The organism is Gordonia cholesterolivorans, from assembly GCF_039531975.1.
GTDB lineage: Bacteria > Actinomycetota > Actinomycetes > Mycobacteriales > Mycobacteriaceae > Gordonia > Gordonia sihwensis.
Genome location: NZ_BAAARB010000032.1, coordinates 1 through 16,782, shown reverse-complemented (window position 1 = coordinate 16,782; position 16,782 = coordinate 1). Strand labels below are relative to the sequence as shown.

The window sequence follows — 16,782 nt, the reverse complement described above, 5'->3', positions numbered from 1 at the left end:
GCCGCCCTCGCGGGCTTGGCGGTCGTAGACCATGCGCACGGCACGCTCACGCAGCTCTGGACTGAACTTCTTGGGCATACTCCGATTCTCCTTGCTGAGACTCGGAACGGAACCCAGGGCGCTTCACTCGGGCGACGTCCGTCTCGATGCGCTTCGTCGCTTCGCTCCTCCGCTTACTCGACAAACCTGTGGGGTCGACAGGCCTGATAGAACGGCCCAGGACAGGCGAGTAGGGCGAGGACGCATGGAGACCCGTTCGTCTCGATGCGCTTCGTCGCTTCGCTCCTCCGCTTACTCGACAGGCCAGAGGTCGACAAACCTGGGGCACCTCGGGCCAGTGCGATGCCCCGTCTCGGTCCGCTCCTCCGCTACTCGAGAGGCTTTGGGGGTTCGGCGCTTGAGAGGGCGGAGAGGGAGCGGGACCAGAGGGTGGAGAGGCGGGCGATGTCGGCGGGCGAGAGGACCGTGGAGCAATAACGCCAGTTCGTCACCAACTGAGGGCCGTCGTCGGTCGCGCGGACCACGGCGACCACGTCGAGCGCGTATCGCAGCGGAAGATCCGGCTCGGGATCGGTCGGCAGATGCTCGTTCAACTCCAGGTCGACGACCGGCTGCCACGCGCCCGGATCCTCACCCGCGACACCCAGGTCGAAGCGGCCCAGATAGTTGAACTCCACCTGCGGTTCGACGCCCTCGACCAGGTCGGCGTCGCGTTCGGCATAGCGCAGCAGCCCATAGTCCAGACCCCGGTTCGGGACCGCCTCCAGCTCCGCAGTGACACGCTCGAGCAGACGTCGCCCCTCGCCGGAGTCCGCTTCCAATGCGTCGACCGTGACCGTCGTGCCCGCGGCCAGCCGCACCGGGAACACCGTGGTGAACCAGCCGAGCGTGCGCCCGGTGTCGATGTCGTCCCCGACGGTCGCATCCTCTCTGCCGTGACCTTCGAGCGCGATCAGCGCTCCCGTCGACGGGTCCTGGTCGCGCTCGGCGCGCCAGGATGCGAAGGTCGCCGTCAGCGCGGTCAGCAGGAACTCACGCATCCCGATCCGCTGATCGATCCGGTCCAGGATCTCGGCCGTCACGGCGACGTCGGTCAAGACGGGCGCCGACGTCAACTCGCTCCAGGTGTCGCGGCCGATCTCCGGTCGACGCGAACCGATCACCGGGTCGTCGGCACGCACCTGCGACCGCCAGTAATCCCGCTGTGCGGCAACGACTTCCGTTCCCGACCTCGCGAGCATTCGACGACTCCACGCGCGGTAGTCCGTGTACTCCGCGGGCAGTGCCGGCGGCGCCCCCGCGGCGACGGCCGCGCCGGCCTGGGCCATGTCACCGAAGAGGATCTGCCAGCTCACCGCGTCCACCGCGAGATGGTGGATCGCGAGCAGCAGGACGTCGCCGCCCCCGCTCGGCACCACGCGAACCGCGGCCACCATGTCTCCGCGATCGGGATCGACAGCCTCGTTGGCCTGGCGGGCGGCGATGGTGATGAGCGTGCCCAACTGTTGCCCCGGCTCCCCGTCGATCACCCAGAATCGACTCGCCGCGTCCACCGCACCGGGTTCGCGGGTCACGAGCACTCCGCTCTCCCGGGTGGACCGCAGCATGTCGTGCGCATCCAGCACGGCCTGCAGCACCTGGACCACCTCGGCGTCCGTGCACCCGTCGGGCAGTCGGAACAGCACCGTCTGCGTGAACCGCCGCCACCGGCCGCCCTCGTACATCCACTCCACCACCGGCAGCGCGGGCACCTCGCCGTACTCGCGCTCGGCGGCGATCCGCGCCAGACGCTCGCCCCGGCGGACCGCGTCGGCCAAGTCGCGAACGGTGGGAAAGGCCATGACGTCGCGCGCCGCGATCTCGTCGCCGCCCGCACGCAGCGCGGTCACCAACGCCATCGCGACGATGCTGTCCATGCCGAGGTCGAAGAAGTCGTCGTCGGGACCGGGACGGGTGCCGAGCACGCCCTCGACGGCCGCGGCCACCCGCTCCTCCACCTCGTCGAGCGGTCGGCCCGTCTCCCCGCCGCCGGCCAGCGCCGCGCGCGCCGACTCCCCCAGCAGCACCGAATCGAGCTTGCCGTTACGGTTCACCGGCAGCACCGGCAGCACGACGATCCTCGTCGGGATCATGTGCGACGGCAGCTTCTGCGCCAGTTCGCCGCGGACGACGGCGGCGTCGAGACCCGCCCCGTTGGTCGCCCCCGAGACGAATCCGACCAGCGCCGCACCGATCGGCCGATCGACCACCACCACGGCGGCCTCGCGAACCCCGGGCACCGCCCTGAGTCCTGCCTCCACCTCGCCCACCTCGATGCGGTAGCCGCGGATCTTGACCTGGTCGTCGCCGCGTCCCACGAAGACGATGTCGCCGACTGCGTTGCGGCGCACCAGGTCTCCAGTCCGGTACATGCGCTCGCCTGATCGGATCGGGTCGGCGACGAAGGCTGCCGCCGTCTGCCCCGGGCGCCCCTGATAGCCGCGAGTGACCTGGTCCCCGGTCAGGTACAGCTCACCGATCACCCCGTCGGGAACCGGCCGCAGGCGGGAGTCGAGCACCCGCGCACTCATCCGGTCGGTGGGTCCGGCGATCGTCGGCACCGGCGACTCCGACACGCGCGCGACCATCGCCTCGACGGTGGTCTCGGTGGGTCCGTAGCAGTTGAAGACCGCCGTCCGCGGCAACGACCCCAGTTGGTCCCACAGCGCCGGACCGATCGCCTCGCCACCGAGTGCGAGCACCGTCAACGTCGGCCGACCCGGTTCCCCGGACACCAGCCCGGCCGCCGAGAGCTGGCCGAACATCGACGGCGTGGTGTCGATCATGTCGATCCGGCGCTCGGCGAGCGCCGCGACCAGACGCGTGGCGTCGCGCGTCTGCTCATCGGAGAACAGATGGACCTCGTGGCCGTCGAGCAGGGCGGCCAGCGGCTGCCACGACGCGTCGAAGGAGAACGTCCAGGCGTGCGCCACCCGCAACGCGCGGTCGAGCCGCCGGCGGCCGACCGACAGCACGCGGTCGCGGTGATCGCGGGCATAGCTGGCCAGCGCTCCCTGCGTGCCGATCACTCCCTTGGGCTCGCCGGTGGAGCCGGAGGTGAAGATGAGATACGCCGCATCGGCCGGGGACACCTCGACGGATTCCCCGCCATGCCGATCCCCGCCGTCCCAATCGGTGACGACGGTGCGCCCCGCGAACAGATCGACGAACTCGGGGTCGGTGAGAACCACGTCCGCACGGGACTGGTCGAGCAGATTCTCGATCCGGGCGACCGGCATGGACACGTCGATCGGCACGTACGCGGCACCGGCGAGCATCGCCCCCAGCACGCCCGCGACCGTCCGGCCCGACCGTCGCGGCGCCACCGCCACCACGTCACCGCGTCGCACTCCCGCAGACCGCAGGTCCCCCGCAACCGCCAGCGACCAGCGGTGGAGCTGATCGTAGGTCCACGTGCCGTCGTCGGCGACGAGCGCGACGGACGCCGGAGAGGTCCGTGCCTGTTCGCAGAACAGCCCGATCGCCGTGGTTCCGGCGGGCAGCGGCGTACCGCGCGACGGCCGTGCCGCCCATTCCCTCTCGTGATCGAGCAGCGCGTCGAGCGTGTCGGCAGGAGCGTCCGCGGCGTCGGGCAGCGCCCGGAGCACCGCGAGCACCCGTTCGACGGCCTGCGCCGGATCGATCGGTCCCAGCGATTCGGCGACCGACTCGCTCATCACGATCAGCTCCCCGTCGAGCTCGTAGGCGACGACGGTCAGCGGGTAGTGCGACAGCGACTCCATCGCGAGAGGCAGGAAGCGGGTGCCGTCCGGCGCGGTGACGGGTTCGGTCGCCGAACCGATCGGAGCGTTCTCGTAGACGAAGAGCGTGTCGAAGAGGTTCGGGGTACCGGCCGCGCGCGCGATGTCCGCGAGGCCGAGGAATCCGAGGTCGCGCATCCTGGCCGACGACCGCTGCAGTGCGGTGCAGGCCTCGAGGACGGTCGGCTGAGCTCGCAGGTCGACGCGCACGGGGACGGTGTTGATGAACAGCCCGACCATCTCGCCGGCCCCCGGCAGACTCTGCGGTCGGCCCGAGATGGTGGTCCCGAAGACCACGTCGGTCCGGTCGGCGAGCCGGCCGAGGACCACCGACCACGCGTACTGCGTCACAGCCGCCGGAGTCAGTCCGGCCCGGCGCGCCCAACCCAGAACGCGCGAGGTCTCCGCGGCGTCGAGCGTTCGCCGGTGCCGCACCGGTTCGGTGGCCGGGGTCCCCGGGGCACCGATCAACAGCGGCGACACCCCGTCCAAATACGACGTCCAGGTGTCGAGCGCCGCGGCGGTGTCCTGCTCCGCCAGCCACGCGATGTAGTTGCGGTACGGCTTCACCGGCGCCAGTCCGTCGGCGCTGCCGCCCGCGCCGTAGATCGCCAGCAGTTCGCGGAAGAAGAGCGCGATCGCCCAGCCGTCCATGAGGATGTGGTGTGCGGTGAGCAGCAGCCGGTGCCTGCCCTCGGGCAGTGCGGCGAGCACCACCCGCATCGCCGGGCCGCGACGCAGGTCGAACCGCTGCGAGCGTTCGGCGAGCGCGAGAGCGTCGAAATCGTCGGGATGGGTCCGCACCTCGCGCCACGGCACGGTGACCTGGGTCGGCACGATCTGCACCGGGTGCGGAACGCCTTGATCCCACAGACTGACACGGAGATTGGGGTGCCGCGTGAGGACGGCGGCGATGCTGCGGCGCAAGACCGCGGCGTCGAGCGGTCCGCTGATCTCAACGACGAACTGCATGCTGTAGACGTCGAGGCCGTCGCCGGCCATCTCCGAGAGCGAGAACAGCCCGGCCTGCAGCGGCGAGAGCGCGAGGACGTCTTCGATGGCCGGCTTCGACTGCTGCTCCGGGCTCACTGCTGCGCCTCCCACGCCGAGCCGAGCGCCGAGAGCATGTCACTCGACAGCCCCGACGCCGACATCGGCGACGCGTCGACCGGCTGCGGCTCCGGCTCGACGGTGTCGTCGTGCCGGGCCCGCGCGGCGTCGACCGCCTCGGCCAGTTCGGCGATCGAGTAGTGGTCGAAGATCTGCTGCGGATCGAGAGCGATGCCCGCGGCCGCCGCACGCGCCGACCACTGGATCGAGATGACGCTGTCGCCGCCGACCGCGAAGAAGTTGTCGTCGCGCCCGACCCCGGTGACCCCGAGCAGTTCCTCGAGCATGGTCACCAGTGCCCGCTCGGTCGGCGTCTGGGTGCCGCCGCCGGCGGTGTACACCTCGGCGACCGGCGCGGCCGCCGGTGCGGCGGCGTAGTTGTCGATCACCAGCGACGCGGGCGAGAGCGCGCGCAGCGTCTCCGGAAGTGCGGTGGCGGCACCCGGACCGTCGACGATCCAGGTCGCGACCGAGGCGCAGTGCGTCAGACCCGCGTGCGGCAGACCGGCGAGTGTCGCGGGCCGCGCCTGAACGCGTCGCGGCGACCGGGCGGCGATGAGTTCGGCGAGCACGGCTGGATCCTCACCGTGCACGGAGGCGTCGAGTGCATCGGGTATCGGCCGGACCGTCACCTCCGACAGCCGTCGCTGCGGATTCTCCGCTAGGGCTTCGAGGAGCGTCGTGAATCGGTCGGCGATACCGCGCGCGGTGTCCTCGTCGTAGAGGTCTGCGCTCGCGACCAGCCGGCCGCTCAGGCTGCCGTCGGCGCATGTGGTCACGATCAGATTCAGATCGAGGTAGGAGGTGTCCACCTCCATCGGGAGGATGTGCATGGACGTGCCCTCCGCGAGCTGGACCACGGGCTCGCCTGCCGTATCGCGGAAGTGGACCATGCTCTGGAACAGCGGGTTCCGGGCCCGGGTGCGGCGCGGGTTCAGCGCCTCCACCAGGCGTTCGATCGGCAGATCCTGGTGGGAGAAGGCGTCGAGCACGGCGTCGCGGGAGCGGTGCAGAACGTCGTTCAGTGTCGGCTCGCCGGTCAGATCGGTGCGCAGAACCACCATGTTCGCGAGCAGCCCGACGATGTCGGCGGTCGCCGGGTCGGCCCGCCCCGCCGACGGAGTGCCGATCGCGATGTCGACGCCGCCGCCGAGCGTGTGCAGCGCAGCCGACCACATGGCGGTGAGCGCCATGAAGTCACTGACCGCACTGCCGCGGAAGACGGTCTTGAGCCGCTCGTGGCGCGAAGCGCTGATATCGAAGTCGACGATCACCCCGCGGTGACTCAGGCCCTCGGGGCGGGGCCGGTCGGCCGCCACCAGGATCTCGTCCGGAAGTCCTTCGAGCCGGTCGCGCCAGAAGTCGATCTGGGCACGCCCGTAGCGGCCGGCGTCGCTGTCGGGGTCGGCGTCGAGACCGAACATCGAGTGCTGCCAGCGCGCCACGTCGGTGTACTCCGGTCCGGCCGGCCGAGGAGTGAGGGCGGGACCGCCGGTCCGCGCACGGTAGGCGGCGGCGAGGTCGGCGATGATGATGTCGGTGCTGCCGTGGTCGACCACCATGTGATGAATCACCAGCGCGAGCACCGACGACGACCCGGCCCGCACCAGGTGTGCGCGCACCAGCGGCGCCGCCGCCAGATCGAAGATCAGCTCCCCGGTCTGCGCCGCGATGCGCACGGGGTCGTCGGCATCGGTGGCCTCGGTGATGCTCAGCGGCACCTCGATGTCGGCGTCGTCGCGGATCACCTGGACCGGCAGTCCGTCGATCTCGCTGAACGAGGTCCGCAGCGAGCGATGCCGCCGGACCACGTCCGCGATCGCGCCGCGCAGGGCGTCGTCGTTCACCGGCCCTTCGACGGCGAGGGTCAGCACGATGTTGTTCTCCGCGCTCGCGCCGCCGAACCGCTCGTTGAACCACATGGCGAGCTGGGAGAACGACAGCGGCGCCCGGTCGACCTCGTCACCGGCCACCAGCGGAGGTCGGACCGGTTCGGTGTGCCGCGGCTCCGGCGTTCCCAGGGCGATCCCGCCGAAGTCGGCGCTGGTCCAGTCCCCGTCGGCCCAATCGCTCCCCTCCGCGTCGCCTTCTGTCCAGGCGCCGTCCGCCCAGCCGTCCTGGTCCGGGTCCGCGTCGAGGTCGACGCCGAGCTCGGCGCGCGCCTTCTCGACCAGCAGTGCGGACAGCCCGGCCACCGTCGGGGCGTCGAACGGTGCCCGGACGTCGACGTCGAGCCCGAACTCGGCCGAGAGGGCGGTCACCAGGCGGGCCGCGAGCAGCGAGTGGCCGCCGAGATCGAAGAACGAGTCCGCGGACCCGATGGTCCGGCCGCCGAACAGCTCCGAGAACACCGCCGCCACCCGCCGCTCGGTGGGCGTCGCCGGCTCCACGAAACCCGCGGCCTGCGTGGCCGGCACCGGAAGCGCAGCGCGGTCGAGCTTGCCGTGCACGGTGATCGGCACCTCGTCGATGGCGACGACGGCGTCCGGAATCATGTGCGACGGAAGTGTCTGCGCGGCGTGGTCGCGGAGCGCCTGCGGGTCGGGGACCGCGCCGGACTCGCCGATCACGTACGCGAGCAGTCGGTCGTCGACCACGGTAACCAGGGCACGCTGGACGTCCTCGTGCGCGGCGAGCACCGCCTCGATCTCACCGGGTTCGATGCGGAAGCCGCGGACCTTGATCTGGTCGTCGGAGCGGCCGACGAACTGCAGCTCCCCGTCTCCGCCGCGCCGGGCGAGATCGCCTGTGCGGTAAAGACGTTCACCCTTTCCGAAGGGGTCCGCGACGAATCGCGCGGCGGTCAGTCCGCTGCGGCGCAGGTAGCCGCGCGCCAGCTGACGTCCGCCGAGGTACAGCTCGCCGACCACTCCGTCGGGCACCGGTTGCAGGCCGGCGTCGAGCAGGTGCGCCGCGACCCCCGGATTGGGACGGCCGATCGGCACCACCGCGCCGCCGCGCGGTCCGTCGACCCGGTGATGGGTGGCCGCGACGACGGCTTCGGTGGGCCCGTAGTTGTTGCTGAGGTCTGCGGTGAACGCGGTGGTGAACTCGTCGGCGACCTCACCCGGCAGCGCCTCGCCGCCCACCGGCACGGTGCGCAGCGTGGTCCACTGCTTGACCTCCGGGATCAGCAACAGCGTGGAGAGCATGCTCGGCACCATGTGCATCACCGTCACTTGCTCGCGGACCAGCAGGTCGGCCAGGTAGGCGATGTCGGTGAGCGCGCCCTTCTTCGGGATCACGAGGGTGGCGCCGGCGGTCAGGGTCGCGAAGATCTCGAACATCGACGCGTCGAAGCTGACCGACGAGGTCTGCACGAGGCGGTCGTCGGAGCCGACGACGCTGGTGGCGCCGAATGCCCGCAGATGCTCGGCGATCGCCCGGTGCTCCACCGCCACACCCTTCGGGGTGCCCGTGGATCCGGAGGTGTAGATGATGTAGGCCAACGATTCCGGCGAGGGCCCGGGAAGGTCGAGACGCCGCGGCGCCTCTTCGGGTTCGGCGCGCAGCCGCTGCACTTCGGCGGCGTCGAGCACCAGCACCGGACGGGCGTCCTCGAGCAGGAAAGCGGTGCGGTCGGCCGGGTAGTCCGGATCCACCGGCAGGTAGGCGGCGCCGGTCTTGAGCACCGCCAGCGCGGCGACCACGAAGTCCTCGCTCGCGGACATGCGCAGCGCGACAACGGCGTCCGGCGCCGCCAGCGCCGGGCCCGCGGCGTGCGCGATCCGGGCCGCGAGTACGTCGACGTCGGTGCCGAGTTCGGCGTAAGTGATCGAGCGGTCCTCGGTGACGATCGCCGGGTGGGCGGGGCGCTGCGCCACCGCGGCCTCGAACATGCCGACGAGGGTGTCGGGAACATCGTCGACCGCGGGTCCGGCGGCCGCGGAGACCACCGCCGAGAGCGACTCGTCGTCGAGCAGTCGTGCGTCCCGGATCGGCGCGTCGGGCCGGCCGAGGACGTCGGTGAGGAAGGTCGCGTACGCGGCGAGCAGCGCCTGCGCCTCCGCATCGCGCAAGCGGGACGACTGGTACTGCAGTTCCAGGACGGGTTCGATACCGGACACGATCGCGAACTCCAACGGCAACTGGGCGTTGGGAGCGTGGAGGTGGTCGAGGTGTTCGACGCGGAGGCCGTCGAGCCCGAGCCCGGACAGATCACGGCGCAGCGACAGACTCGCCGAGACCAGCCCGGCCAGACCGGCGCGGCGGTCGGGCGCGAACTCGGCCACCACTCGGTCGATCGGAACGCGGCAGGCGGCGAGCCCGGCGGCCAACGACTCACGGGAACAGCCGATCAGCTCGGTCAGCGACGACCGCGCGTCGACGTCGCCTCGCAGCAGGACGGTGTTGCCGAAGTAACCGATCAGATCCTCGGCCCCGGCCGGGCGCACGGTGGTCGGCACCGCGATCACCACGTCGTCGGCGCCGTACACGCGATGCAGGAAGGCTTGGGTGGCCGCGAGCAGGACCGCGAACGTGGTGGTGCGCGCAGCTCGTGCGAGTTCGGCTGCCGCAGCCTCGATCTCCGGCGCCAAGCGGCGGTGCACGCGACCGCTGCCGGTGGCGCCGGTCGCGGCGGGCAGGTCGAGCGGTTCGGGTGCGGGACGCAGCACCTGCGCCCAGTGCGCGAGGTCGGCGTCGAGTCGGTCGTCAGAGGGGTCGGGCACGTCGGCGTACGCCCGCGCGAGCGCCGCCGTCTCCGTCTCCCGATAGGCGGCGGCGAGGTCGGCGAAGAACACCGCCCACGAGTCGTCGTCCCAGGCGATGTGGTGGACGGTCAGGAGCAGCACGTGGTGCTCGGGTGCCAGCGCGGCGAGCGTGACTCGCAGCGGAGCGTCGTCGGCGAGCCGGAAGGGCGTCCGCGCCTCCCGCGCGGCCAGCACCTGCAGGCGCCGCTGCGCCGCCGAGCCGGACAGTTCGGTCAGGTCGGCGGTGGTCCAGGAGATCGGGGCGCCGACGCGGTGCTGCATCACCGGCTCGCCGTCCTCGCCCGCGAGGTAGCGGGCGCGGAGCGTCTCGTGTCGCGAGACCACGGACTCGACGGCGCGGCGGAGACGCTCGGCATCGAGTTCCCCGTGCAGCGCGAAGGCCACCGAGATGTTGAGCGAGGTGTCGTCCGGATCGCGGTGGCCGGCGAACCAGAGCCGGCGAGCCGCGATGGGCAGCGGCGTGCGCGCACCGTCGGCCCGGGCCGGCACCGCCTCCGCGGCGCCACGGTGAGTCAGACTCTCCTCCTGGAGACGCTTGCGGAGGAGTTCACGTCGGCGGGCGGCCAGGTCACTCGTCATGGGTCGATTTTAGCCTAGCCTTACCTAAAGGAAGGACCCGGGGCGATCGCCCCGGGTCCTTCCTGGTCCAACGGTCCTTACAGGTTGCAGGGAATGTTGGCGTACGAACCGAGTTCACAGATGGACGAGTTGGTGAGCTTCCAGCGCCCGTCCTTCCACACCCACTTCATCGTCATGTAGGTGGGCTGGTATCCGGGCGAGGACAGCTTGAGACGCGCGCTGGCGATGTTGCCGTTGACCGTCACCGGGTCGACGATCCGGTAAGTCAGCCCCATCGGCTTGAACTTCGCGGCCAGACCGAGGATGCCCTGCGCCTGGTTCACCGCGCGGGCCCCGCCCTCCAGGCGCTGAGCCTTCTGCGCGTTCGAGGCACCGGAGGCGAGGTAGTCCATCTCGGCCTGCAGTTGCGCGGCCGTCGGCTTCGTCGGCCCCTGCGCGGTGGGCGTCTGCTGCTGAGCAGCAGCCGGAGCCTGCGCCGCCGGAGCGTCCGCGGCGGGCGCATCGGCGACCGGCGCATCGGCGGCGGGAGCGTCGGCGGCCGGGGCGTCCGACGAAGGGGCGGCACTGTCGGACGCCGGGGCGGCGGCGTGCGGCTGCGTCTGCTGCGCACCGAGATTCACCACCGTGGCGGGGGCCTCCTGCGCCGCGGCACGGTTGCCGCCGACGTCGCTGAGCATCAGACCGACCAGTCCGATGGAGAGCACGATCGCCGAGACGACCGCCGAGATGCCCGCCGCCATCATCACCGTGGGCCAGTTGATCGACGTGCCCGACTCCTCGGCCGCCGGCGCCGGCTCAGCGGCGATCGGCTGGGTGACCTGCTCTTCGTCATACATGCGGTAATTGAACCAAACCTTAAGAAGGTAAGTCTAGCCTTAGTACGGTTACCCTGGTCACGGATTCGTCCGTTTCGCTGCGCGCCCCACACCCGGAAGATGACGCGAGCGCTACGCGGCCTCGTCCATCAACGCAACCACCTCATCGAGGCTGGCGCCGCCCAGGATCGCCTCCACCGGAAGGTCGCACGCCAGCGCGGTCTGGACCCGTTTGCGGAAGTCGAGTGCCTGCAGTGAGTCCATACCCAGCGCCACCAGCGGCGCAGCGGGATCGATGTCCGTCGCCGCGAGACCCATCGCGACCGCCAACTCGTCGATCAGGTTCGCCGTCAAGTCGCCCGATCGAGCAGGTGCCGGCGGCGTCTCCGGTACCTCGGCCGGCGCCGTCTCGGCTTCTTCGGTGTGCTCCGTCTCGACCGCGGCGTCGGCTGCCGCGGCCTCCTCTTCGTGTCCCGATTCCGGTGCGCCGACGCGATCGGGCACCTCCTCGATCAGCACGCCCGACCCGGTCATCTCCAACAGATGGCGCAGGTCCGGCCAGGACGCCGCCATCACCACGGCATCGCCCCCGTGAACGGCGAGACCCGCGTCGAGTGCCGCGGTCGGCGCCATCGGCACCACGCCCGTCGCCGTGACGCGCGCCAGCCCGTCGGCGTCGAGCGGTCCCTGCACCGCCCACAAGCCCCAGGCGAGCGCGACGGCGTCCACCCCGGTCGTCCGCAGCCGGGCGGCCTCCACCTCGAGGAGACGGTTCGCGGCGGCGTACAGCGCCTGTCCCCGGCCTCCAAGGGTGGCTGCGAGCGACGCACAGAGCACGACCCGCGGTGCGCCCCCGATCCCGTCGAGAACCCGGGCGAGTCCGCTCACCTTCGCATCCACGGCGCGCCGCACATCGGCCTCGGTGATCTCCGACAGCGGCCGCTCGACGTAGTCGAGCGCGGCATGCACCAGAGTGGTGACCGGAGGCAGATCCGCCAGCTGCGCCGGCTCGGTGTCCGAGGTGAGGTCGCAGCGCCGCAGGTCTACGTCCACTCCGTGACGCCGGGACAACCGGGCGGCGACGCGATGAGCCGTCTCGTCGCCGCCGGAACGACTGAGCAGGGTGATCCGGCGCGCACCGTCGCGCGCGAAGCGTTCGGCGACGGCGAGTCCGACCTTCCCGGTGCCGCCGGTGATGACGGCGTGCGTGAGATCGAGGTCGGCGACCGACCCCGCTTCCGTCGGCATCAGTCGCTTGACGAGTACCGCGCCGTCTCGCAGTGCGATCGCCGGCTCGCCCGCGACATGGACGGCCGCTAGCACATCGTCAGCCGAGACCGGCTGCCGCGCAGGGAGATCGAGCTGCGCGACGCGCACCCCGGACTGCTCGGTGGCCAGGCAGCGCAGCCCGGCGACGGCCGCGGCGTGCACCGGGTCGGCGACGTCGCCGTCCACTGCCGTCTCCGCCCCCGTGCTGACGATCCACACGGTCGGCGGGAGTTCCGCGAGACCGCCTCGCCAGGCCGAGCCGGCCAGGACCGCGGCGAGCTCGGCTTCGACGTCGTCGCCGCGCGCGGGCAGGAGCACCAGTGCGGCGTCGACCTCACCGATCTCGGCACCGCCGTCGGGTACCTGCCAGGCCACGGCGCCGTGCTGCGGCGCGGCCGAGCAGATGCCGGCGGCGAGACTCAGATCTGATCCGGGAAGCGCCAGCACCGCCATGCGCTGCGGGGCAGCCGAGCGCCGGCTCGCCGGACGCTGCCAGCGGACGTCGAGCACACGCACGTCGTGGTCGGCGGGCGGTGCGGCCCACCCCGGGCGGTTGACGGCGTCTCCGACGCCGGCGTCCGGCCTGGCCCACAGGCGGGTCTTGCGCATCGGCGAGTTCGGGAAGGCCTCCAGCGGGAGCCCGCGAGTGCGCCCGCGCACCTCCCAGCTCGACCAGTCGAAGGTCAGGTCGGTGGCCGCGACCGTCACGACGTTGCGAGTGAAGAGCGTGTGATCGGTGCACTCGCGGCGGCGGGTGCTCAGGATCGTGGCATCGGGCGAGCCCGCCAGCGTCTCCGACAACGCCAGCACCAGCGTCGGATGCTCGGCGATCTCGATGTAGACGTCGGCTCCGGCGTCTGCCGCCGTGTGAACCGCTCGGTCGAACCGGACGCGGTTGCGCAGGTTCCAGAACCAGTAGTCGCGCACCGGGGTCGACGGCTCGATCGCCTCCCCGAGCGTGGCGCCGATGCACGGGATCCGGGGATCGGTGAACGTCCGGCCGAGACCGTAGGCGTCGAACGCCGTCTGGAACTCGTCGGCGAACTTGCTGACGATGCTGGTGTGCGCCGGGTAGGCGACGCGGATCTCCTTGGCGAACTTGCCCTCGGCCTCCAGCGCGGCGATCAGCCCGAGCACCGCTTGCCGTTCCCCCGACACGCACAGGATGTGCTCGGAGTTCACCACCGACAATTCCATCCATCCGGAATTGCGGGCCAGCAGCGCCTCGGCCTCGTCGAGACTGATTCCGACGACGGCCATCGTGTACCCGCGGGGCGCCACCGCGTCCACCGCGCGTGCCCGCACGGTCACCACGATCAGCGCGTCGCGCAGACTGGCGATGCCGCTGCGCACCGCCGCGGCGATCTCGCCCTGACTGTGTCCCACGGTCATCGACGGTCGGACGCCCGCCGCGTCCCACATTGCCGTCAGACCCAGCATGTGCATGAACAGCGCCGGCTGCACCACCCGCACGTCGTCGGTCTGTTCCGCGTCGCCGCGGCCGAGGACGTAGTCGATCGGCGACGTTCCGAAGAGGTCGAGCGAGGCGGCGTGACACTCGTCGACGGCGGCGCGGTAGGCGGCGGAGCGGTCGTAGTCCACCGCACCCATGCCGGGCCGCTGGCTGCCCTGGCCCGGGTAGACGTACGCGAAGCGGTGTGCGGCGGCGGTCCCGCGGACCACCGCGGGGTGCGATCGGCCGGCGGCGAGCGCATCGAGTGCGCCCAGCAGCTCATCGCGGTCGGCGACCGCCGCGATCGCACGGTGTCGGCGGACCGGCCGGGCGTCGAGCAGATATGCGGCCGCCCGCTGCGCGTCGACGGCCGGATGCGCCCGCAGATAGCGCGCGATGGAGGCCGCGAACCGGCCGAGCTGGTCTTCGGCGTCCGCGGAGACGACCACCGGGATGCGACCGTCGGGCAAGAGGTACTGCGCACCGGTCTGAGGCGTGTCAGGCATTCGGGGCCTCCGGCATGTCGACGATGAGATGGGCGTTGGTTCCGGACACGCCGAAGCTGGAGACGGCGGCGAAACGGTGGCCGTCGCGCGCCGGCCAGGGTTCGGTGGCGGCGGGCAGTCGCAGCCCGGCGGTGTCCCAGTCGATCTTGTCGGTCGGCTCGTCGGCGAACCGCGTGCCGACGATCGTGCCGTTCCGGCCGCATTGCAGGACTTTGATGAGACCGAGGATTCCGGCCGCCGCCTGCGCGTGTCCGGCGTTCGATTTCACCGATCCGACGGCGGCGGGACGGTCGTCGGCCCGGGCGGCGCCGTAGACGGCCGAGAGCGCGTCGAGTTCCATCGGGTCGCCCAGAGTGCCGGTTCCGTGCCCCTCGATCAGGTCGATCTGTGCCGCGTCCACGCCGGCGGCGGCGAGTGCGCCCGCGATCACCCGGCGCTGGGCGTCCGCGCTCGGCACCACGATCGGCGCCCCGGAACCGTTGTGGTTCACCCGCGATCCGGCCACCACTCCGTAGATGCGGTGTCCGGCGGACCGGGCCGCGCCGGCGCTCTCCAGAATCACCGCGCCGGCGCCCTCGCCCCAGACGGTGCCGGAGGCCCCCGACGCGTACGAGCGGCACCGTCCGTCGGCGGCGAGCGCATTGTTGCGGGAGAACTCGAAGAACGCTCCCGGCGACCCCATCACGCACACGCCGCCGGCGATCGCCCAGTCGCATTCGCCGGAGCGGATCGCTGCGGCCGCCTGATGCACGGCGGTGAGCGACGACGCGCACGCGGTGTCGACGGTGATCGCCGGGCCCGTCAGTCCGAGGGCGTGCGAGATCCGTCCGGACACCGAACCCAGTGCGGTTCCGGCGATCCGGTGGCCGGAGTAGTCGTTCACGGCTGCCACCGTGGGTCCGTACTCCATGCCGGAAGCTCCGAAGAAGACTCCGATCTCCCGGCCGTCGAGGGCTGCGGGGTTGACGCCCGCGTTCTCGACGGCCCGCCAGGCCACCCGGAGCGCGACCCGCTGCTGCGGATCCATCGCCGTCGCCTCTCGCGGGCTGAGACCGAAGAACTGGGGGTCGAATTCGGCTGCGCCGTCGAGGAATCCACCGGCGTCGGGCACGGCACCCCAACCGGGAACGCGGTCGAGGGAAAGCAGTTGGTCCACCGGCCAGCCGCGGTCGCGGGGCATCGGCCCGATCAAGTCCTCGCCGGCGGCGAGGGCTGCGTAGAAGTCCTCCGGGGTGTCGATGCCGCCCGGCGCCTCGACCGCCATGCCCGCGATCACGACGGCGTCGTCGGGTGCCGAATCCGCGCCTCCGGCGACGTACGGGTGGTGCGCGGTCACCGGGTTCCTCCGCCCGTCGCGGTCCGCACCAGCAGGTCGACGAGCGCGTCCGGATGTTCGTTGAGGTAGAAGTGGCCGCCGTCGACGAGGCTGACCTCCACCTCGTCGGCGTGGTCGGACCACGAGTGGAGCTGGTACGGCCGGATCACTGGATCGTCCGCTCCGCCGACCACCTGGATCGGGGTCGACACCTGGACGTCGGCGGCGCAGTCGTAGGCGTCGAACGCCCGGTAATCGGCTCGGAGCACCGGCAGCGCCATCCGCATCACCGAATCGCTGCCCATCACCGCGCCGCCGGTGCCCTGCAGGCCCGTCAGATGTGCCAGCAGGTCCTCGTCGGAGTCGGGATGCTTCGGCAGTTGAGCCACTCGGCTCGGCGCGGTAGCCGCTGAGACGATGAGCCGTCGGGGTGTCGTGCCCTGCGCCTCCAGCAGTCGGGTGAACTCGAAGGCGACGATTGCGCCCATGCTGTGCCCGAACACCACCACCGGACGGTCGGCGAAGTCGGCGGTGGCGGTGAAGGCCTCCGCGGCTTCGGTCGCCAACTCTCCGAGTCCGGTCGCGGCGTCCTCGCGCATCCGGTCCTGCCGTCCCGGATACTGCATCACGCGGACGTCGAAGTGAGCCGACAACCGCCCCGACAGGTCACGGTACGACGACGCTCCCCCGCCCGCGTGGGGGAAGACGAGAAGGATCGGCGCGTCGGCGTCGGCCGGCTTGTGAAACGCCCGGAGTGCGGGTGCCTTGCGAGTGGTCGCGGGTGTAGTCATCTCTTGTTCCCAAAGTCGTGCGGTGTTTCAGTGGTCGAGCAGGTCCTCATGCCGGGGCCCGTTGAGCGAGTCCTCATCGCCATGTTGGTTGAGCAAGCCCTCATTGCCAGGCTGGTTGAGCGAGCCGCCAGGCTGGTTGAGCCACCCTCCAGGTTTGTTGAGCGAGCCTCCAGGCTGGTTGAGCGAGCGAAGCGAGTCGAAACCACCGGACGCAGGCTGGCTCCACAACACGCGGGGCGGTCCCAGCCTGCGCGAGTGATCGTTTCGACTCGCTGCGCTCGCTCAACAAACCTCGGCGGACTCGCTTGAAGCGCCCTGGGTTTGATGGAGACTCGCGCTATTTGATTCCGACCAGCTGTTCGCGGTCGGCTTGGACAGCATAGAACGCGTGCTCGAACTCGGCGGGCGGGACGTCGCCGAGGTATCCGTGGA

The 16,782-nt window shown here is 71.2% G+C and carries 6 protein-coding genes; all 6 read right to left on the bottom strand.

Going from position 1 to position 16,782, the window contains the following annotated elements; genetic code table 11:
• Positions 1-368 precede the first annotated feature (368 nt).
• Positions 369-4,889 carry an amino acid adenylation domain-containing protein gene (locus tag ABFX36_RS18160; RefSeq protein ID WP_346077679.1) on the bottom strand — a complete coding sequence of 1,507 codons (4,521 nt, stop codon included), beginning with the start codon at positions 4,887-4,889 and terminating at the stop codon, positions 369-371.
• Positions 4,886-10,201: an amino acid adenylation domain-containing protein gene (locus tag ABFX36_RS18155; RefSeq protein ID WP_346077677.1), complete on the bottom strand. Its 5,316-nt coding sequence runs from the start codon at positions 10,199-10,201 to the stop codon at positions 4,886-4,888. The genes ABFX36_RS18160 and ABFX36_RS18155 overlap by 4 nt, the downstream gene beginning before the upstream one ends.
• A 77-nt stretch (positions 10,202-10,278) precedes the next feature.
• Complete coding sequence (locus tag ABFX36_RS18150; protein ID WP_006896082.1) at positions 10,279-11,037, bottom strand: MTB12 C-terminal domain-containing protein; 759 nt, start codon at positions 11,035-11,037, stop codon at positions 10,279-10,281.
• A gap of 111 nt (positions 11,038-11,148) precedes the next feature.
• Complete coding sequence (locus tag ABFX36_RS18145) at positions 11,149-14,244, bottom strand: SDR family NAD(P)-dependent oxidoreductase (RefSeq protein ID WP_062366511.1); 3,096 nt, start codon at positions 14,242-14,244, stop codon at positions 11,149-11,151.
• Positions 14,237-15,580 (bottom strand): beta-ketoacyl [acyl carrier protein] synthase domain-containing protein, encoded by a 1,344-nt coding sequence (locus tag ABFX36_RS18140; protein ID WP_346077675.1) that lies wholly within the window; start codon positions 15,578-15,580, stop codon positions 14,237-14,239. Before ABFX36_RS18140 ends, ABFX36_RS18145 begins: the two co-directional genes overlap by 8 nt.
• Positions 15,577-16,350 carry a thioesterase II family protein gene (locus ABFX36_RS18135; protein WP_062366509.1) on the bottom strand — a complete coding sequence of 258 codons (774 nt, stop codon included), beginning with the start codon at positions 16,348-16,350 and terminating at the stop codon, positions 15,577-15,579. Before ABFX36_RS18135 ends, ABFX36_RS18140 begins: the two co-directional genes overlap by 4 nt.
• Positions 16,351-16,782 lie beyond the last annotated feature (432 nt).

Excerpts from the sequence above, each read along its gene's own strand:
- ABFX36_RS18135 (WP_062366509.1), bottom strand. The coding sequence starts at position 16,350 with ATGACTACACCCGCGACCACTCGCAAGGCACCCGCACTCCGGGCGTTT.
- ABFX36_RS18150 (WP_006896082.1), bottom strand. The coding sequence starts at position 11,037 with ATGTATGACGAAGAGCAGGTCACCCAGCCGATCGCCGCTGAGCCGGCG.
- ABFX36_RS18145 (WP_062366511.1), bottom strand. The coding sequence starts at position 14,244 with ATGCCTGACACGCCTCAGACCGGTGCGCAGTACCTCTTGCCCGACGGT.
- ABFX36_RS18155 (WP_346077677.1), bottom strand. The coding sequence starts at position 10,201 with ATGACGAGTGACCTGGCCGCCCGCCGACGTGAACTCCTCCGCAAGCGT.